Source organism: Hypericibacter sp., from assembly GCF_050729195.1.
GTDB lineage: Bacteria > Pseudomonadota > Alphaproteobacteria > Dongiales > Dongiaceae > Hypericibacter.
The window spans coordinates 16235-33793 of record NZ_JBOHKS010000159.1 but is presented as its reverse complement, the minus strand read 5'-3'; the positions used below and the strand labels follow the sequence as shown (position 1 = coordinate 33793).

17 protein-coding genes are annotated in these 17559 nt (G+C 65.5%); 8 read left to right on the top strand and 9 right to left on the bottom strand.

Translation table 11 applies throughout. The features are described from left to right. Positions 1 to 33: 33 nt before the first annotated feature. Positions 34 to 723 carry a glutathione S-transferase N-terminal domain-containing protein gene (locus ACREE8_RS12240; protein WP_431573281.1) on the bottom strand — a complete coding sequence of 230 codons (690 nt, stop codon included), beginning with the start codon at positions 721 to 723 and terminating at the stop codon, positions 34 to 36. Positions 724 to 1034: 311 nt separating this feature from the next. On the opposite strand from ACREE8_RS12240, the gene ACREE8_RS12235 reads away from it, so the two are divergent. Next, positions 1035 to 2177, top strand: coding sequence for an MFS transporter (locus ACREE8_RS12235; protein WP_431573280.1), 1143 nt, complete (start codon positions 1035 to 1037; stop codon positions 2175 to 2177). Between the two features lie 7 nt (positions 2178 to 2184). On the opposite strand, the gene ACREE8_RS12230 is transcribed toward ACREE8_RS12235, so the two are convergent. The 4 genes from ACREE8_RS12230 to gatC form a co-directional block, all read right to left on the bottom strand. Continuing rightward, entirely contained in the window at positions 2185 to 4209 is a 2025-nt protein-coding gene (locus ACREE8_RS12230; protein ID WP_431573279.1) for a VTT domain-containing protein, read from the bottom strand. 116 nt (positions 4210 to 4325) lie between these two features. Further along, complete coding sequence (gene gatB / locus ACREE8_RS12225; RefSeq protein WP_431573278.1) at positions 4326 to 5804, bottom strand: Asp-tRNA(Asn)/Glu-tRNA(Gln) amidotransferase subunit GatB; 1479 nt, start codon at positions 5802 to 5804, stop codon at positions 4326 to 4328. A 5-nt stretch (positions 5805 to 5809) separates the two neighbouring features. Continuing rightward, the gene (gene gatA / locus ACREE8_RS12220; RefSeq protein WP_431573277.1) at positions 5810 to 7276 is read right to left on the bottom strand and encodes an Asp-tRNA(Asn)/Glu-tRNA(Gln) amidotransferase subunit GatA; all 1467 of its coding nucleotides are present in this window, start codon (positions 7274 to 7276) and stop codon (positions 5810 to 5812) included. An 8-nt stretch (positions 7277 to 7284) separates the two neighbouring features. Further along, positions 7285 to 7572, bottom strand: a complete 288-nt coding sequence (gene gatC / locus ACREE8_RS12215) for an Asp-tRNA(Asn)/Glu-tRNA(Gln) amidotransferase subunit GatC (RefSeq protein ID WP_431573276.1) — start codon at positions 7570 to 7572, stop codon at positions 7285 to 7287. Positions 7573 to 7923: 351 nt separating this feature from the next. Between gatC and ACREE8_RS12210 the strand changes: the two genes are divergently transcribed. The 4 genes from ACREE8_RS12210 to ACREE8_RS12195 all read left to right on the top strand — a co-directional run bounded on the left by ACREE8_RS12210 (position 7924) and on the right by ACREE8_RS12195 (position 12765). Then, on the top strand, positions 7924 to 9168 hold the full coding sequence (locus ACREE8_RS12210; protein ID WP_431573275.1) for a YbjN domain-containing protein: 1245 nt from the start codon (positions 7924 to 7926) through the stop codon (positions 9166 to 9168). A 10-nt stretch (positions 9169 to 9178) separates the two neighbouring features. Next, positions 9179 to 10495: a trypsin-like serine peptidase gene (locus tag ACREE8_RS12205; RefSeq protein WP_431573274.1), complete on the top strand. Its 1317-nt coding sequence runs from the start codon at positions 9179 to 9181 to the stop codon at positions 10493 to 10495. Positions 10496 to 10619: 124 nt separating this feature from the next. Then, a complete protein-coding gene (locus tag ACREE8_RS12200; RefSeq protein WP_431573273.1) occupies positions 10620 to 11963 on the top strand; it encodes a trypsin-like serine protease in 1344 nt (447 codons plus the stop codon). 103 nt (positions 11964 to 12066) lie between these two features. After that, positions 12067 to 12765 carry a YbjN domain-containing protein gene (locus ACREE8_RS12195; RefSeq protein ID WP_431573272.1) on the top strand — a complete coding sequence of 233 codons (699 nt, stop codon included), beginning with the start codon at positions 12067 to 12069 and terminating at the stop codon, positions 12763 to 12765. 28 nt (positions 12766 to 12793) lie between these two features. Here ACREE8_RS12195 and ACREE8_RS12190 read toward each other — a convergent pair whose 3' ends face one another. Continuing rightward, a complete protein-coding gene (locus tag ACREE8_RS12190; RefSeq protein ID WP_431573271.1) occupies positions 12794 to 13852 on the bottom strand; it encodes an aldo/keto reductase in 1059 nt (352 codons plus the stop codon). 117 nt (positions 13853 to 13969) lie between these two features. On the opposite strand from ACREE8_RS12190, the gene ACREE8_RS12185 reads away from it, so the two are divergent. Together ACREE8_RS12185 and ACREE8_RS12180 are read left to right on the top strand one after the other, a co-directional pair. Further along, a complete protein-coding gene (locus ACREE8_RS12185; RefSeq protein WP_431573270.1) occupies positions 13970 to 14545 on the top strand; it encodes a TetR/AcrR family transcriptional regulator in 576 nt (191 codons plus the stop codon). A gap of 52 nt (positions 14546 to 14597) precedes the next feature. Next, a complete protein-coding gene (locus tag ACREE8_RS12180) occupies positions 14598 to 15071 on the top strand; it encodes a PaaI family thioesterase (protein WP_431573269.1) in 474 nt (157 codons plus the stop codon). 18 nt (positions 15072 to 15089) lie between these two features. Here the strand turns inward: ACREE8_RS12180 and ACREE8_RS12175 are convergent, their stop codons facing one another. The 3 genes from ACREE8_RS12175 to ACREE8_RS12165 are packed head-to-tail and all read right to left on the bottom strand — an operon-like array spanning position 15090 to position 16882. Continuing rightward, complete coding sequence (locus ACREE8_RS12175) at positions 15090 to 15734, bottom strand: LysE/ArgO family amino acid transporter (protein WP_431573268.1); 645 nt, start codon at positions 15732 to 15734, stop codon at positions 15090 to 15092. Positions 15735 to 15750: 16 nt separating this feature from the next. Continuing rightward, on the bottom strand, positions 15751 to 16425 hold the full coding sequence (locus ACREE8_RS12170; RefSeq protein WP_431573267.1) for a LysE family translocator: 675 nt from the start codon (positions 16423 to 16425) through the stop codon (positions 15751 to 15753). Beyond that, on the bottom strand, positions 16418 to 16882 hold the full coding sequence (locus ACREE8_RS12165; protein WP_431573266.1) for an Lrp/AsnC family transcriptional regulator: 465 nt from the start codon (positions 16880 to 16882) through the stop codon (positions 16418 to 16420). Before ACREE8_RS12165 ends, ACREE8_RS12170 begins: the two co-directional genes overlap by 8 nt. A 104-nt stretch (positions 16883 to 16986) precedes the next feature. Between ACREE8_RS12165 and ruvX the strand changes: the two genes are divergently transcribed. After that, positions 16987 to 17457 (top strand): Holliday junction resolvase RuvX, encoded by a 471-nt coding sequence (ruvX, locus tag ACREE8_RS12160; RefSeq protein WP_431573265.1) that lies wholly within the window; start codon positions 16987 to 16989, stop codon positions 17455 to 17457. The last annotated feature ends 102 nt before the right edge of the window (positions 17458 to 17559 follow it).

The following is a 17559-nucleotide window of genomic DNA, read 5'->3' as shown; positions in this document are numbered from 1 at the left end:
GATGGCGAAGGGACGACGTAGCGACCGTGCCCCTCAGCGCTTCTTATATTGCGTGGCGCCGAACAGCATCTCCTTCGTCTGCGCATCCATCTCGGCGCGCTGGACGTCGCTCAGCACCGTCACGGCCTTGATCACCGCGGGCCGTGCCGCGATCTGGTCGAACCAGCGCTTGGTGTTGGGATAGTCCGGGAACTGGACGCCCTGGCGTTCCCAGGACCGGAGCCAGGGGAAGATCGCCATGTCGGCGATCGAATAGTCGCCGGCGACGAACGGACGGTCGGCCAGCCGCCTATCGAGCACACCATAAAGACGCTTGGCCTCGTTGGTGTAGCGGTCGATCGCGTAGGGAATCTTCTCCGGCGCATAGCCGCGGAAATGATGCACCTGGCCCAGCATGGGTCCGATGCTGCCCATCTGGAACATGAGCCATTCCAGGGTCTCGTAGCGCCCGCGCGGCGCCTTCGACAGGAACTTCCCGGTTTTCTCGGCGAGATAGATCAGGATGGCGCCGGATTCGAAGATGGAGATCGGTTTTCCGTCCGGACCGTCGGTGTCGATGATGGCCGGAATCTTGTTGTTGGGGCTGAAGGCGAGGAACTCGGGCTTGAACTGATCGCCGCGGCCGATATCGACCCCGTGCACGGTGTAAGGCAGCCCGGTCTCTTCCAGCATGATGTGGATCTTGTGGCCGTTGGGCGTGGCCCAGCTGTAAAGCTCGATCATCGTGGCTTCGCGTCCTTCATGAGTGACGGGCCTCCTCGAGGCGGCCCCCATCGTTGCTAGTTAGGCAATTCGGCGAAACCCTGCAACGCTCTCGCCGGTAACCGCGTCGGGCGAAAGGCTGTTCGCGGCCGGCCGGTCCGAAGCGGAAACGGCGAGGATCTGGGCCGGTCTGCCGCCGCCGGCAAGGCCTGAAAAGAACCGGCTGTCCGTGGAATGTGACAGTGTTATGACAGCACCCTGAAGCAGGGATAAGGTGAGTTTCACCCTCCCTGGCCTCGGCTGCTCCCCTCCGGTTTCCTTCCGATCCATCCATGCGCGCCGTCCTCCTCGCCACCGCACCGCTCCTGATCGGGGTTGCCCTGATCATGGCCGGCAACGGCCTGCAGGGCTCGCTCCTGGCCTTGCGGGCGACGCTCGAGGGGTTTCCGGCCTCGGTCACCGGCATCATCATGTCGGGCTACTATGTGGGCTTCCTGTTCGGCTCCCAGCTGACCCCCAAGATCGTCGAGCGGGTCGGCCATGTCCGGGTGTTCGCGGCGCTGGCCGCCCTCGCCAGCATGGCGATCCTGATCCAGGCCGTGTTCGTCTATTGGCAGAGCTGGACCTTCTTCCGCGCGCTGACGGGCTTCTGCTATTCCGGCCTCTATGTCGTGATCGAGAGCTGGCTCAACGACCGCGCCTCCAACGAGAACCGCGGCCGGCTGCTGGCGGGCTACACCGTGATCCAGGCGGCCGCGATCGCCAGCGGCCAGCTCATGCTCAATCTGCACGACCCCGCCGGCTTCCAGCTCTTCACCCTGGTCGCGATCCTGATCTCGGCTTCGGTGCTGCCGGTTCTGTTGGTCAGCGCGCCGCAGCCGCATTTCGGCGAATCGCGCAAGCTCTCTTTGCGCACGCTCTGGCGCCTGTCGCCCTTGGGCACGCTCGGCACCTTCGGCGCCGGCCTCACCTTGAGCGGCTTTTCCGGCATGGGCGCCGTCTATGCCCGCGCGATCGGCTTCTCGGTGTCGGAGGTCTCGCTCTATATGGCGCTCGCCGTCATCGGCAGCGCGATCTTCCCCTGGCCGCTCGGCTGGCTGGCGGACCGGTTCGACCGGCGGCGAATCATCACCGCACTGACCACCGTCCTGGCGGTGCTCTGCCTCGCCGGCCTTTATGTCGCCGATGTCTCGCGCATCGGCCTGCTGACCGTCGTGTTTCTCTATGGTGGGTTCGGCATGCCGATCTATTCGCTGTCGGTCGCCCATGCCAATGACCGCCTCGAGCCCGATCAGATGGTGGCGGCCAGCTCGAGCCTGATGCTGGCCTATGGCATCGGCGCGATCCTGGGCCCAGTGACGGTCGGCCAGGCGATGCAGCATCTGGGGCCGCCGGGCTATTTCGTCTATCTCGCCGCCGCCCATGTTTTGATCGGACTGTTCGCGGTCTGGCGCATGATCCGCAGGCCGACCTGACTCCGCGCTAAGGTCCGGGCGTCTCCAGCAGCAGCATCTTGCCGTCCCAGCCCGCGTTGGTGGCGGCCCCGACATGCGCGACGAGCCGCCCCGACTGCAGGGTCTGCGCCAGCACATCGCGTGCCGCGTCGAACGAGCCTTGCATCCGGTTGAGCGTGATCAGCTTCAGCAGCCGGCGCGGCGCCTGCGCCGCGACCATGCCAACCATCACCGGCTGGCTGGCGCCGGTCTCGTCATGGATCGCCAGTTCGGTCGGCCAGAGCCGCAGGACGAGCCGCGATCCGTCGGGCCGCGGCAGCAGCCGGATCAGCACCGGCGAACGGCCGTCATCGAGACGCGGCAGGACCGGCAAGGCCTCAGGTCCCGGATTGGGCAACAGCCAGGCCAGCAGGCTGGAGAGGCTCCAGCGGACGGGCTCGCGCCAGCCGGCTTCCTCGAGCTTCATGGCGATCGCGCGCGGCGGCCCCACCCAGGCCACGGTGAAGGGCTCCTCGTAATGGCCCTTCAGATCGACCCGCCGTTCCGGCAGCGTGTTCCATCCGCCCTGGCGCCAGGCCTCGAGCGACATCGCCTGGGTCTGCTGGCGAACGCCATAGAAAGCCAGATCGCGGTCGTGGTTGCTGTGGATATGGAAGGCGCCGATGCCGACCAGGGCCGCAACCGCCGCCACGGCCAGCCCCTTGCTGTGGATCCGTTCCGGACGGTGATGCAGATAGACCGTCCCCAGCAATGTCAGCCAGGCCGCGCCGAAGGCAAGGCCCGCGCTGACATCCGAGAACCAATGGGCGCCGAGATAAAGGCGCGAGACCGCGATGAGGCTGACGAAAGCGACGGTGAAGCCGATGAAAATGCGCCGCCCCAGCGGCTTCATTTCCCGCGTCGCCAGGAAGGCCAGGAAGCCCCACATCACGATATTCACCGTGGCGTGGCCGCTGGGAAACGAGAAGGCGCCCCAGCCGCTATAGAGATCGGGTGCCGGCCGCGGCCGGTAGAGCATCATCTTGAGGCCGGTATTGAAGAAGGAGCTGAGCGTCACCGCGGCCATCCAATAGAGCGCGGTGCGCCAGGCCCGCTGCAACAGCAGCCAGATCAGCACGGCCAGCGTGATGCCGATGACCACCACCGGATCGCCAAGCTCGGTCACCGCCACCATCAGGCCGTCGGCCCAAGGCGAGCGCAGATTCTGGAGCAGCCCGAAGATCGCGGAATCGGCGCGCACCAAAGGCTCGCCGCCGACCACGCCTTCGAGGATCGCGAAGAACAGCCAGAGCGTCGCCACCAGCAGAGCGACGGCGACGATCAATCCGCGCAACTCGCGCTCGCCAGGCTCGAGCAGCGAGCGCATCAGCCGCTGCGGCCAGCGATCGCCGGTGACGGCCCAGGCATCCGCCCGCGCTGCCAGACGGCCGATCCAGGGGATGAAGATCCGCAAGGTGAGGCGCGCCAGCCACAAGGCCAGGAACAAGACGGCCGCCAGGAGTGCGATGAAGATCAGAAGCCGGCCGGCCACCGCTCCCGCCAAGGTCAGCGACGCACCGACCGCCACGCCGGGCAGGATATGAGCGAAGGCCCACATCGCCGCGGAGAGGATGACCGCCGGATAGAACCGCGCGGGCGACAAGCGGAGGATGCCGGCGAAGAGCGGGACGAAGGCGCGGGTCGCCGGCAGGAAGCGGCCGAACAGCACGCTCTTGCCGCCATGGCGCGCGAAGAAGCGCTCGGCCTCCTCGACCAGGCGCGGATGACGGCTGAAGGGCCAGCGAGTAACGATCGAGCGGCCGTAATAGCGGCCGACATTGTAGGCGATGGTGTCGCCGATGACCGCGCCGAGGATGACCCAGCCCGAGAGCGGCCCGAGCCGGATCGAATCCGTCGCGACCAGGGCCCCCGTTGCGATGATCAGGGTCGAGCCCGGAATGACCGCGCCGATGACCGGCAGGGCCTCGGCCATGGCGGCGAAGAACCCCAGCCCATAAGCCAGGGCCGGATTGGCCGCGAAGAAATCGAGGAATCCGCGCAGGTAATCAAGCATGGAAGACCCGCCGGACGCCCGGCGGCCCATTCCGCGCCCGCCTCGCCGCCTTCCGTCGACGGACGGTGTCAGAAGGCAGCGGGGACGCGGGGATCATTCTCGCGAGGGTGCGTCGCTCAGCCCGCGAGCTTCTTCTTCAGAAGCTCGTTCAGCATGGCGGGATTGGCCTTGCCGCCGGTGGATTTCATCACCTGGCCGACGAAGAAGCCCAGGAGCTTGTCCTTGCCCGAGCGATACTCGGCGACCTTGTCCACCTGCTCGGCCATGACCTTGTCGATCGCGGCCTCGATGGCACCGGTGTCGGTGACCTGGCGCAGGCCTTTCTCCTCGACGATCGCCTTGGCGCCCTTGCCGGTCTCGACCATCGCCTGGAACACGTCCTTGGCGAGGCGTCCGGAAAGGGTGTTGTCGGCCAGGAGATCGACCAGCTCGCCCAGCGAGGCGGCCGAGACCGGGGATTCGCCGATCTCCTTGTTTTGCTTGTTGAGCACGCCGAACAGCTCCGAGATGACCCAGTTGGCCGCCAGCTTGGCATCGCGACCTGTCGCGACGCTTTCATAGAAGGCCGCCGTCTCGCGCTCGCCGACCAGCACGCCCGCGTCATAGGCGGAGAGCCCGTAAGCCTTGATGAATCGCGCTTTCTTGACGTCGGGCAGCTCAGGCAGCGTCGCCTTGATGTCTTCCACCCAGCCTGCATCGAGCTCGAGCGGCAGCAGGTCGGGATCGGGGAAATAGCGGTAGTCATGCGCATGCTCCTTGCTGCGCATCGGCCGCGTGATGCCCTTGCCGGCGTCGAACAGCCGCGTCTCCTGCCTGACCTTGCCGCCATCCTCGACCAGCTCGATCTGACGGCGGGCCTCATGCTCGATCGCCTGCTGCACGAAGCGGATCGAGTTGACGTTCTTGATCTCGCAGCGCGTGCCCAACTCCCCACCGGGCTTGCGTACGGAGACGTTCACGTCGCAGCGGAAGCTGCCCTCGTCCATGTTGCCGTCGCAGGTGCCGAGATAGCGCAGGATCGAGCGCAGCTTCTTGAGATAGGCCGCGGCCTCCTCGGAGCTGCGCATGTCCGGCTCCGAGACGATCTCCATCAGCGCCACGCCCGACCGGTTGAGATCGACATAGGTCTTCTTCGGATGCTGGTCATGGAGGCTTTTGCCCGCATCCTGCTCGAGATGGAGCCGCGTGATGGCCACCTCACGCGAGCGCCCTTCCGGCAGATCGAGGATGATCGTGCCCTTGCCCACGATCGGCTGCAGATACTGCGAGATCTGATAGCCGGCCGGGAGATCGGCATAGAAGTAATTCTTGCGGTCGAACACCGAGCGCAGATTGATCTGGGCGTTGAGGCCGAGGCCGGTGCGAACCGCCTGCTCGATGCAATAGCCGTTGATGACCGGGAGCATGCCGGGGAACGCGGCATCAACCAGGCTGACCTGTGTGTTCGGCTCGGCGCCGAAAGCCGTGGCGGCACCCGAGAACAGCTTCGAGTTCGAGATGATCTGGGCATGGACCTCGAGGCCCAGCACGATCTCCCAGGCGCCGGTGCGGCCCTGGACCAGATCGCTGTCATTGACGATGGCGGTTTCGCTCATGGTTATCACATCCCCGGCCGCGCGGTGAAGTTCGCGGCCTTTTCCAGCATCTGCCCCGCCTTGAGCAGCGTGGCCTCGTCGAACGCCTTGCCGATCAGCTGCAACCCCAGCGGCAGGCCTTCGGCCGAGAGCGCCGCCGGCACCGAGATGCCCGGCAGCCCCGCGAGGTTCACGGTGACGGTAAAGACGTCGTTCAGATACATCGCTACCGGATCGTCGCTGTTCTCGCCCTCGGCGAAGGCGGCCGTCGGCGTCGCCGGCGTCAGGATCACATCGACCTGCTTGAAGGCCTCGGTGAAATCGCGCGCGATCAGGCTGCGCAGCCGCTGCGCGCGCAGATAATAGGCGTCGTAATAGCCGGCCGAGAGCACATAGGTGCCGATCAGGATGCGCCGCTTAACCTCGGCGCCGAAGCCGGCGGCGCGGGTCAGCTCATACATCTCGTCCAGCGTGTCGGCCGGAACGCGCAAGCCGAACCGCACGCCGTCATAGCGGGCGAGGTTCGAGGAGGCCTCGGCCGGCGCGATGATGTAATAGGTCGGCAGCGCATATTTCGTATGCGGCAGCGAGATCTCGACCGGAATGGCGCCGGCGGCCTTGAGCCAGTCGGCGCCCTGCGCCCAGAGCTTCTCGATCTCGGCCGACATGCCGTCGACGCGATACTCCTTCGGGATGCCGATCTTCATGCCGCGGATATCGCCGGTGAGAGCAGCACGGAAATCCGGCACCGGCATATCGACCGAGGTCGAATCCTTGGGATCGTAGCCCGCCATGGCCCCCAGCATGATGGCGGCATCCTCGACGCTGCGGGTCATGGGGCCGGCCTGATCCAGCGACGAGGCGAAGGCGACGATGCCCCAGCGCGAGCAGCGGCCATAGGTCGGCTTGATGCCGACGATGCCGCAGAAGGCCGCCGGCTGGCGGATCGAACCGCCGGTATCGGTGCCGGTCGCGGCCATCGCGATGCGCGCGGCCACCGAGGCGGCCGAGCCGCCCGACGAGCCGCCCGGCACCAGCACCGACGGATCGCCCTTGCGCTTCCAGGGATTGGCGACATGGCCGTGATAGCTGGTCATGTTGGAGGAGCCCATCGCGAACTCGTCCAGATTGGCCTTGCCCAGCATCACTGCGCCGGCCTTCCAGAGATTGGTCGAGACGGTCGATTCATAAGTCGGCTTGAAGCCATCCAGGATGTGCGAGCCGGCCGTGGTCAGCACGCCGTCGGTGCAGAACAGATCCTTGATCGCCAGCGGAATGCCGTCCATGGCGCCGGCTTTGCCGGCGCGGCGGCGCTGATCCGACGCCTCGGCCATGCTCAAGGCCTTCTCGGGCGTCTCGGTGATGTAGGCATTGAGATGACGCGCGGCCGCCATCGCAGCGAGATGGGCCTGCGTCAGCTCCCTGGCGGAGAAGCTGCCCTTGGCGAGCCCGTCGAGCGCGCCGGCAACCGTGAGATCGGTGAGCTTGGTCATGGGTCCGCTCACTCCACGACCTTGGGAACCGAGAAGAAGCCGGCCGCGGCATCCGGCGCGTCGGCCAGGATCCGGTCGCGGCAATTGCCGTCCGTCACCTCGTCCTTGCGCTTGGGCAAGGCGAAGCGGCCGACGCCGCTCATCGGCTCGACGCCCGAGACATCGACCGCATTCAGTTGCTCGACCCAATGCAGGATGCCGTCGAGTTCCTTGGCATAGGCATCGAGCTCCTCGTCCGTGAGCTTGAGACGGGCGAGGGTCGCGATATGGGCAACGGTCTTGCGGTCGAGCGACATGGGAATCCTAAGGATGCTCCGGTTAACGGCCGGGGAGAACGCTCCGGGAATGTCGGGAGGCGGGGAAAATATCATCCGCCCCGGGGCCCCGCAACAGCGCCTTCCGGGGCGCCGAGGCGGCCAAACTGCCCGATTTCCGCCCGATTCCAGGGCGCTGGGCTGGCGTTCCCCGGTGTTGCCCGGGCCGACCGCCGGGACTGAGGTTGCAGATCGCAAGAATTTCACGTCAGACTGGTTCTGTTGACCTGACTTTCCCCCTCTGCGATTTCGCCCGAGGGCCTGGCCCCGTCCCGACCGGGACATTGCAATCCGACGAGCCCTCGCGCCCGATCACCCATGACAATCCCCCGCATGTCACGCCACCTCCTGATGGCCTTTGCCCTCCTGCTCGCCCTTTCCCACGCCGGTTTCGCCGCCTCGACAGGCGAGCCTCTTCCCGGGAAGCTCTTCAAGGCAACCGACGGCTATGTGAAGTCGCTGCTCGCCCAGGCGGGCCTGTCGCCGCGCACCATGACCGACGGCGATGTCGCCATCGACTGGCATGTCGACGGCACGAACTATCCCGGCTTCGTGAATCTGGATCGGAATCCCGATGGCCAGATCTGGAACCTGCGCATCGCCGCGATCCTGCCGGCCAAGCCCAAGGAAGATCCCGATCCCGCCATGCTGGCCGAGTTCATCAACCGGTGGAATCGGGTCGAAGGCATGATCACCCTCTATACCGGCGAGGACGACATCCTGATCGCCTCGAGCAACATGCCGGTCGAGTACGGAATCAATCCCGATGAGTTCCAGGCCAACGGGCTGCGCCGGTTCGAGCAGACGCTGAGCCGCATTCGCGAGCAGCTCGAGGAGTTCGCCAGCAGCTACAACTCGACGAGGAAGAAAGCCGATATCAGCCAGTTGCCGGCCCAGGCCGTGGGGCTGCTGGAGCTGGACGACGGCTATTGCACCGCCAGCGTGGTCGGGGCCGACGTGATTCTCACCGCGGCCCATTGCCTGTTCAATTTCGCCGGCAGGGCGGTGAAGCCCAAGCGCTTCCGGGCCGCCTATGTCGACGGCAAGGCCATCGTCGAGGCCGGCATCCGCGACGTGTTCGTGCCGCCGGAATTCGACATCACCCGCATCTTCAGCGCGAATGGCATGGAGGGCCTCGACTGGGCCTTCGTGCGGCTCGACCGCGCCATCGGCGACAAGACCGGCATCCTCGCCATCAAGCAATTGGATTCCGCCACGCTCGACCGCATGATCGACTCGAAAGACTATCAGGTGTTCCGGGTGGGCTATGGCAGCTCGAAGGAACTCACCATGCAGAGCGATTGCCACCTTGCGCATGTGTGGAAGGACAATACCTACGCGCATCTCTGTCATATCGAGCCGGGCGATTCCGGTTCGCCCGACCTGCTGTTCGAGAACGGCAGCTACAGCATCATCGGCATCGACGAGGCGATCATCGATTTCCGCGACGTCAAACATGCCAATGTCGCGGTTTCCAGCACCGCCTTCATCAACGCGCTGCCCGAATTCCTGAATCATGCCTCGACGCGCGACGCCTCCGAGAAGTCGGAGAACGCGGGCACCCGCAGCACCCGATAGAGACGCTTCCTTGCGCGCAATCCTCGCCGGCCTTGCCTTCATCCTGACATTCGTCGCGACCCTCGCCACCGGTTTCGCGGATGACGCACCCGCGGGAACCCTGACCGCGGCGCAAGCCTCCAAGACCGTCGAGGATCTCGGGATCGACTCCAAGCCCTCGAGCGACGCGAAGGAGATCGAGGTCACCTGGGTCAAGGGCAAGGTGCCGGTGCCGGGTAGCATCACCCTCAATGTCGATGCCCAGGGCAAGGTCCGCGCCATCGATCCCCTGGCGCCGATCCCGGCCGACAGGATCCTGTTTCTCAGCCGCGAGACCCTGCAAAACTTCACGCTGCGCTGGAACAGCGAGAATCCGGGTGCGGAACATCTCGATCTCGAAAACAGCGGCGTGCTGGTCCTGACCGCGACTTATCCGCGGGCGTCGGCGCCCTATGACGCGGCCATGCTCAAGCGTCAGATCGGCACGTTCCGGAGCGCACTGGATCGGGCCCTCGACGATCTCGACCGCGAAAGCAAGGCCCACCAGTCCCAAGGGGACAAGGCCTATGCCTCGGACTGGGAACTGGCGGATCCTTCGAAAATGCCCGCGCGCGCCGTCGGCCGCCTCGAAACCCAGGGCGGCTATATCTGCACCGCCACTCTGGTCGCCGAGGATATCATCCTGACGGCCGCCCATTGCGTGATGGACGACAAGGGGCGGCATAAGAAGCCGCTGCAGTTCAATGCGGGCATCGATCATGGCGATGCCGTAGCGACCGCCAATGTGACGGCGGTCCATGTCGATCCCGACTACGACCCGGTGCATCAGTTCGACGGCAAGACCATCGACAATCCGATTTTCGGCAGAGACTGGGCGCTGCTGAAGCTGGATGCGCCCATCGGCCGCGACACCGGCACCATCGATGTCTTTGCCGCGACCCGCAGCGATCTCGAGGGCATCGTCGATGATACGAAGTCCGACGTGATTCAGATCGGCTATGGCGGCCAGGGCGGCTTCCGCCCGAAGCTTCGCCATCGCTGCGGGCCGGCCGACGTGCTGGACGCGCGCTACTACACGACCCAGTGCGGCCTGGTGAAGGGCGATTCGGGCTCGCCCCTGCTGCTGCATCAGGGCGAGAAATACCGCATCATCGGAATCAACTATGCCTGGGTCGATCTCGACTACGTCAATCACGTGTTTCTGGTGGTCGGCAGCGCCGCCTTCGCCCCGACCCTGAAGGACCTCGTTTCCGGCAAGCTGCAGGCGACACCGGTCGAGGACTGGATCAAGGACCCATCGGACGACAAGACGGCCGGCACCATGGGACAGCCGAACGGCAGGCTTTGATCGGCCGTAACGGCGGACCCGCTCCTTCGGCCCCGCAAAGCGGGGAGCAAAACGGCCGCGATCCAGGCATAATGTCCTGACGGGGGCCGGCAAGGTCCTCGAAGTCCCGATAGCCGAGGTTCGGATGCGCCCCTCTGCCTTTACCGCCGGCCTGCTGGCCTTCCTGATCGGCGTGACGCTGTGGGCCTGGCCCGGCCCCGTCCTGGCCTTCAAACCGCCCGTCGACAGCCGGATCGCGACCCCGCTCTATCGCGTCACCGCGGCGTTGCTGCAGTCGCTGCTCGCCGACGAAGGCATCCGCAGCAAGATCGACAATGAGGGCGATGTCTCCCTCACTTTCCAAGCCGAGCATCACGATCTGCCCGGATGGATCGTGCTCGACCGGGTCGACGAGCGCGAGGTCTGGAACATCCGCTTCACCACGATCATTCCCCAGGAACTGACTGGCGATCGCGACCGCGACGCGCTGATCGTCTTCGCCAATGGCTGGAATCGCGACGAGATCGCGCTGAAGCTCTATCTCGACGAGGAGGGCCAGCTCGAGGCCGAGCATAACCAGCCGGTCCAGTTCGGCATCAATCCCGACGAGTTCAAGGAAAACGGGATCCGGCTCTATCAGGACGCGCTCGCGCGCGCCCTCAACGCCCTCGCCTCACCCGGCAACGGCGCCAGCGACGGCGCCTCGAACGGGCAGCAGACCCAGGAAGAGACCGACAATCCGCATGGCGACACCCCCGGCGAACCGATCGACGCCAGCGCTCCGCCGGCGCGCGCCATCGGCCTCCTGGAAATGTCGGATGGCGGTCTCTGCTCGGCCTCGGTCGTGGCCGACAATGTGATCCTGACCTCCGCCCATTGCCTGTTCGATGAGGACCATCAGAGCGTGATCGCCGAACGCTTCAGCGCCGGCTACGACCAGGGGCATTTCGTCGCGACGGCGCTGATCCGCGATGTCTATCTGCCGCCCGAGTTCGATCACAAGCGCTTCCTCGAGACCAACGAGATCGACGGCTATGACTGGGCGCTGCTGCGCCTCGATCGCAGCGTCGGCCAGGATACGGGGATCCTGCCGATCCACGCGCTCGACCCCAAAGACCTCGAGGCCATGATCGAGGCGGACGGTCCCTCCATGACACAGGTCGGCTATGGCGACGAGCAGAGCGACCATCCCGTGGCGCGGCGCGACTGCCATCTCTCCATGGTCTGGAAAGACAATACCTATGCCCATCATTGCGGCACCGTTCCCGGCGATTCCGGCTCGCCCGATCTGATCTGCGAGAACGATGCCTGCGTGATCATCGGCATCGAATCCGCCGAGGTCGATTTCCGCGAGATGAAAGGCGCCGATATGGCGGTCTCGGCGGCAGCGTTCGCCGCCGCCCTCCCAGGCTTCATCGCCAGTGCCCCGCAGGAGGCCGCCATTCTGGGGCAAAGCAAGCAGGGCCAGGTTTCGAGATCCCAGCCATGAGGGCCATTTTCACCCGATTGCGCATCGCCCCCGCTTCGCGCGAAAATTCGATGCCGATTGCCGAAATCATGCGGGCCCCCGGCGGCCCGCCTTGGGAGGTTCGATGTTGCGTTCCGCGTTCCTGACCGCCGGCCTGACGGTTCTCCTGGTCGCCATGGCGCCCGGTCCCCTGTCGGCTCCGGCCTTGGCGTTCGACGCGCCGAAGGGAAGCCGGCTCGACAGCGCGCTCTACAAACCCTCGGCCGAGCTGGTGCGCTCGCTGCTGAGCGACGAGCATATCAAGAGCAAGATCGACGGCGAAGGCGACCTCGAGGTCACGTTCCACGGCAACGATGTTCCGGTGGAAGGCTGGGTCGTCCTCGACAAGCTCGATGACGGAACCATCTGGAATCTGCGCTTCACCGCCCCGATGCCGTCCTCGGAGATCCGGGGGATCGACCGCGACGGCCTGCTGCGCTTCGCCAACAACTGGAATCGCGACGAGATCGCCGTGAAGCTCTATGTCGACGACGACGGCAACCTGCAGACCGAGCATGACCTGAATGTGCAGTTCGGGGTCAATCCGCAGGAGTTCCAGGAGAACGGCATCCGCATCTATGAGAGCGCACTGGGCCGCGTCGTCGACGGCCTGGCCGAGGCGCGCGGCAGCGACAGCAGCAGCGACGACAGCGGATCGAGCAACTCCAGCAGCGGCAGCATGCCGGAGCCCAAGCCCGACACCGGCAGCGCCAACAGCGGCGCGACCGGCAATCAGCAACCGCAGAAGAGCATGATCCAGCCCGACCAGGGCGACGGCATCTGACGCCGGGCGGGGCTCGTCAGCGCCCGGGTCAGGCCACGGGAACGCGCGGCAGGTCCAAGAGATCGAGCTTGCCGCCGGCGAGCCCCGGCGCTGTTTCCCGCAGCTGATCGTGCGGTATCCCCAGTGGAACGGCGCTGGCAGCGTCCAGCTTCGCCACCTGCTCCGGCGTCAGCTTCACCTCGACGGCGCCCAGCGTGTCGTCGAGCTGCGTGCGGGTGCGTGAGCCCAGGATCGGAATCAGCCCCGCCGTCGAGCGCGCCGATTTCTCGAGCAACCAGGCGATGGCGATGTGGGTCGGCGTGGTTCCCACCTCCTTGGCGACCGCGAGAACCGCATCCAACAGGGCCGTCTCGCGTGCCGATTTCTCGGTATGGACCAGCATGCCGAGCTTGGTGAGTCGGCTGGTTTCTTCCTTCTCGCGATATTTGCCGGTGAGGAACCCGCCGCCCAGCGGCGACCAGAGGGTGGCGCCGAGGCCCAGCGCTTCCGCCATCGGCAGGAGCTCGCGATCGCCCGTGCGCTCGGCCAGGCTGTACTCGATCTGGATACCGACGATCGGCAACGAGCCGCGCAGCTCCGCCAGCGTCGCGCCGCGCGCGATGCGCCAGGCTGGAAAGTTCGACAGGCCCGCATAGAGGATCTTGCCGGCGCGTGCCAACTCATCGAAGCCGCGCAGGATCTCCTCCATCGGCGTCATGCCGTCCGCCATATGCGTCCAGAGCAGATCGATGCGATCGGTCTTGAGCCGCTTGAGGCTCGCCTCGACCGACCGGATCATGTTCTTCCGGCTGTTGCCGGTCTGCAGCAGCCCATCTTCGGAGGTGGTCCTCAGCGTGTATTTCGTCGCCAGCACGAAATGATCGCGGTCGGCGGCGATGAACTCGCCGACCATCTGCTCCGATTGACCGAACTGATAGCCATTCGCCGTGTCGATGAAATTGCCGCCGGCCTCGGCATAGCCGTCGAAGATCTTCTTGGCCTCATCGCGCTCGGCGCCATGGCCCCAGCCGGTGCCGAAATTGCCGGCACCCAGCGCCAGCTCAGAAACACGCAGACCCGTATGACGGCCGAACAGCTTGTAACGCATGGAGTTTTCCTTCGTTTCGGTGGCGGACGCCACGATTATATGTCGGCGATCATCATTGTATATATGATAATCATAATTTATACTGTCATACCAAAGAACGTGAATTAGGAGCAGCCCATGAAAGTCAGTCGAGAACAGGCCGCGCGCAATCGGGAGCGCGTTCTCGCTGCGGCGGCGAAACTGTTCCGCAAGCGGGGCTTCGAGGGCGTGGGCGTGGCCGATGTCATGCGCAGCGCCGGCCTGACCCATGGCGGCTTCTATGGCCAGTTCGCCTCCAAGGAGGAGCTGGCGGCCGAGGCTTACGCCCGCTCGATCGCCGAAGCAGTGGAGCGCTGGAACAAGCTTGCCGACCGGCCCGGCGGGACAGCTTTGCAGATGCTGGTGAATTCCTATCTCTCCACCCGTCACCTCGAGGATCCGGGTCGGGGTTGCCTGTTGTCGTCGCTTGGGACCGAGATCCCGCGCCAGAGTCCCTCGATCCGCCACAATGTGACGGAGGGGTTGCGGTCCCTTATCGACAGCGTGACAAAATTGATTCCCGGCCGCTCCGCCGCCGTGAAGCGCAAGAGGGCCCTCGCCGTCTTTTCGAGCCTGGTGGGAGCGATGGTCCTGGCGCGGGCGGTTGACGATCCCGCCTTCTCCGAAGAAATTCGTCACGCCGTATCGGCTTCGCTCACCCCCGCCGCGTCCTGACCAGGCCCACTTGGCCCGGATTGCGTTCCCACCTTCCAAGGACCCGAACCGAATGAACGTTTTCGAGGAACATCGCGGCCGGCTCACCGGCCTCGAGCAATTGCAGTTGCTGATGAAGACGGGCCGGCGGCCGCCGATCGCGGAGACGCTCGATTTCAATCTGGTCGAGGTCGAGAAGGGACGCGCGGTGTTCGAGGGCGTGCCCGGACCGCATGCCCTCAACCCGATCGGCAGCATGCATGGCGGCTATGCCGCGACGATGCTGGACTCGGCTTGCGGCTGCGCGACCCATTCGGTGCTCTCGGCCGAGCAGGGTTACACGACCGTCGAGCTCAAGATCGCCTATCACCGTGCCATCACGCTCGAGACCGGCCCCGTGCGTGCGGACGCTCACATCGTCTCGATCGGCAAACGCGTGGCGTTCACCGAGGGCCGCCTGACCGACGCGAGCGGCCGACTCTATGCTTCCGCCACCTCCACCCTGCTGGTGTTCGAGCTCAAGGCGTCGAGGGAGCCGAAGGCATAAGACGCAGGAGCAACGGCTTCAGCGCAGCGCGGTCCAGACCGCGAACAGGCCGAAGCCGATCAGGATCAGGCCCGACAGGCGGTTGATCCAGATCAGCAGTCCCGGCCCCAGGCGCGTGCGCAGCCAGCCGACGCCGCTGCTGAGGAAGAGCCACCAGGCGGCGGAGCCGGAGAACACGCCGGCGATCGTGACCAGTGCCGCGCCGATGCTGCCGGCGCTCATACCGCCGGTGGATCCAGCGCCCAGACCCAGCCCCGCGAAGACCGCCGCAAAGGAGAGAATGGTCGCGGGATTGGTCAGGGTCAGCGCGAAGGTCGAGAGGAAATAGCCTGCCAGATCGCGGGCGCTGCGCGACAGCGCCGCCGCCTCGGTCGCCGGCGCCCGGCGGATTCCGGCGATGCCGAGCCAGATCAGGAACAGCCCGCCGGCCAAGGCCAGCCAGCGCTGCTGATCGACCAGCAGGGCCGAGATCGCCGTGATGCCGAAGGCCCCGATCGCGCCATAGACGCCGTCGGCCGTGGCGGCGCCCATGCCGGTGACGAACCCGGCGAGCTTTCCCTGCGCCAGGCTGCGGCGGATGCAGAGCAGGCCAATGGGCCCCACGGGGGCGGCGATGGCGAGGCCGATCGCCAGCCCCTTCAACAGCAGATCCAGATTCGACATGGTTGCGGGCCCTCGCTCATTCGACGGCCCAACGCATGGCCTCAACCAGCACATAGCCGCCGAACAGCAGCAAACCGACGGCGCAGACGCGGTTGAAGGAGTGCAGCCATTGCTGGCTCAGCCGCTTGCGCATCGCCAGCGACAGCGCGACCAGGAAGAACCACCAGCCGACCGATCCCACTAGCACGCCCAACACCAGCTGCAGCACGAAGTGATAATCATAGGCGCTGGCCGTGGTGAGATTCTCACCTTCCTCGGGCAGGGCGCCGATCGCCACCATCACGGCGACGAAGGACAGCAGCGTCATGGGATTGGCGAGGGTCAGGATCAGGATCGAGAAATAATGTCCTGCGAGCCCGACCACAGTGAGGCTCTTCTCATTGATGCGATCGGCGATATGGCTGCGCCAGCTGACGATCGCGAGCGTCACCAGGATGACGCCGCCGATGAAGGCGAGCCACCCGCGTTCGGCCATCAGGAAGTCACCGATCAGCGAAAGGCCGGCGACGGCGACCAGACCATAGATCGCGTCGGCCGTGCCGGCACCCAATCCGGTCGCGAGGCCCGCGGGCCAGCCGCGCGCGAGCGTGCGCCGCACCAGGATCAGCGCGGTGGGACCCACGGGCGCTGCAATGGCAAGTCCTACCAGGACGCCCTTGACGAAGAACGCACCGGGAAATCCCTCAAGCATCGGACGGAGTCCGGCTGTCCAGCGTCAGGGTTTCCTTGGCGGTCGAGAGCGCAATGATGCTGTGGGTCCGCGCCACGCCCGCGATCGGCTTGATGCGCCGGCCGATGATCTGTTCGAGATGGGCGGGGTCCCGCGCGCGGAGTTTCAGCAGATAGGAGTAGTCACCGGTGATGTGGTGACACTCCAGGACTTCGGGCATCTCACGCATTCGCCTGATGAACTCCCCCTCGCCCGCAGGCTTGTCCATCAATACGTGGATGAAGGCGAGGATGTCGAGTCCGAGCGCCTCGGGATCGATGCGCGCCTGGATCGCGATCAGCGTGCCCGAAGATTTAAGTTTTTTGATACGTTCATTGACCGCCGAGACAGACAGCCCCACGGCGCGGCCGAGCGCCGCCAGCGGCCGCTCACCATCGCTTTGAAGGAGCTGGATAATTTTTCTGTCTAATTCGTCCATGGCCGCATAATTTACTGCCAAATCTCATTATATCAAGATATTTTACGGAACGATAAAACAGACCCGGCTTGCTGTGGAGGCGCCGCCGCTTTAGGAAAGAGCCCATGCCCCTCCTCGCCCCCGCCGCCTTGCGCGAAACCCTGCCGACGAAAGGCGCGCTCTTGGGTCTCGATGTCGGCACCAAGACCATCGGCATCGCGATCTCCGATCCCGGCCGCAGCGTGGCCTCGCCGGTTGAAACCATCCGCCGCACCAAATTCAGCGACGATGTGCTGCGGCTCGAAGCCCTGATCGACAGCCGCCGCGTGATCGGATTCGTGATCGGCCTGCCGGTGGCGCTCGATGGCAGCGAGGGACCGCGCTGCCAGTCGGTCCGGCAGTTCGCCGCCAATCTGATGGCGCGGCGCGATCTCCCCACCTTGCTCTGGGATGAACGCTTCTCCACCGCCGCGGTGGAGCGCTTTCTGGTGGACGAGGCCGATATGAGCCGCAAGCGCCGGGCCGAGGTGGTGGACAAGATGGCGGCGGCCTACATCCTGCAGGGCGCGCTCGATGCGCTGAATCGCGTTGCCTGAAGGGCTTGGCCCGGGGTCCGCCCACGCCAGTTGACCGGGCCCCCGGCCGTCGCCAGAGTGCGCCCTCCAATTCGGGCCTATCGCGTCAACCTCTGCCACGGA

Excerpts from the sequence above, each read along its gene's own strand:
- ACREE8_RS12170 (WP_431573267.1), bottom strand. The coding sequence starts at position 16,425 with ATGCTTGAGGGATTTCCCGGTGCGTTCTTCGTCAAGGGCGTCCTGGTA.
- ruvX (WP_431573265.1), top strand. The coding sequence starts at position 16,987 with ATGCCCCTCCTCGCCCCCGCCGCCTTGCGCGAAACCCTGCCGACGAAA.
- ACREE8_RS12180 (WP_431573269.1), top strand. The coding sequence starts at position 14,598 with ATGAACGTTTTCGAGGAACATCGCGGCCGGCTCACCGGCCTCGAGCAA.
- ACREE8_RS12195 (WP_431573272.1), top strand. The coding sequence starts at position 12,067 with ATGTTGCGTTCCGCGTTCCTGACCGCCGGCCTGACGGTTCTCCTGGTC.
- ACREE8_RS12240 (WP_431573281.1), bottom strand. The coding sequence starts at position 723 with ATGATCGAGCTTTACAGCTGGGCCACGCCCAACGGCCACAAGATCCAC.
- ACREE8_RS12230 (WP_431573279.1), bottom strand. The coding sequence starts at position 4,209 with ATGCTTGATTACCTGCGCGGATTCCTCGATTTCTTCGCGGCCAATCCG.
- gatA (WP_431573277.1), bottom strand. The coding sequence starts at position 7,276 with ATGACCAAGCTCACCGATCTCACGGTTGCCGGCGCGCTCGACGGGCTC.
- gatB (WP_431573278.1), bottom strand. The coding sequence starts at position 5,804 with ATGAGCGAAACCGCCATCGTCAATGACAGCGATCTGGTCCAGGGCCGC.
- ACREE8_RS12165 (WP_431573266.1), bottom strand. The coding sequence starts at position 16,882 with ATGGACGAATTAGACAGAAAAATTATCCAGCTCCTTCAAAGCGATGGT.
- ACREE8_RS12235 (WP_431573280.1), top strand. The coding sequence starts at position 1,035 with ATGCGCGCCGTCCTCCTCGCCACCGCACCGCTCCTGATCGGGGTTGCC.
- gatC (WP_431573276.1), bottom strand. The coding sequence starts at position 7,572 with ATGTCGCTCGACCGCAAGACCGTTGCCCATATCGCGACCCTCGCCCGT.
- ACREE8_RS12185 (WP_431573270.1), top strand. The coding sequence starts at position 13,970 with ATGAAAGTCAGTCGAGAACAGGCCGCGCGCAATCGGGAGCGCGTTCTC.
- ACREE8_RS12200 (WP_431573273.1), top strand. The coding sequence starts at position 10,620 with ATGCGCCCCTCTGCCTTTACCGCCGGCCTGCTGGCCTTCCTGATCGGC.
- ACREE8_RS12175 (WP_431573268.1), bottom strand. The coding sequence starts at position 15,734 with ATGTCGAATCTGGATCTGCTGTTGAAGGGGCTGGCGATCGGCCTCGCC.
- ACREE8_RS12190 (WP_431573271.1), bottom strand. The coding sequence starts at position 13,852 with ATGCGTTACAAGCTGTTCGGCCGTCATACGGGTCTGCGTGTTTCTGAG.
- ACREE8_RS12210 (WP_431573275.1), top strand. The coding sequence starts at position 7,924 with ATGTCACGCCACCTCCTGATGGCCTTTGCCCTCCTGCTCGCCCTTTCC.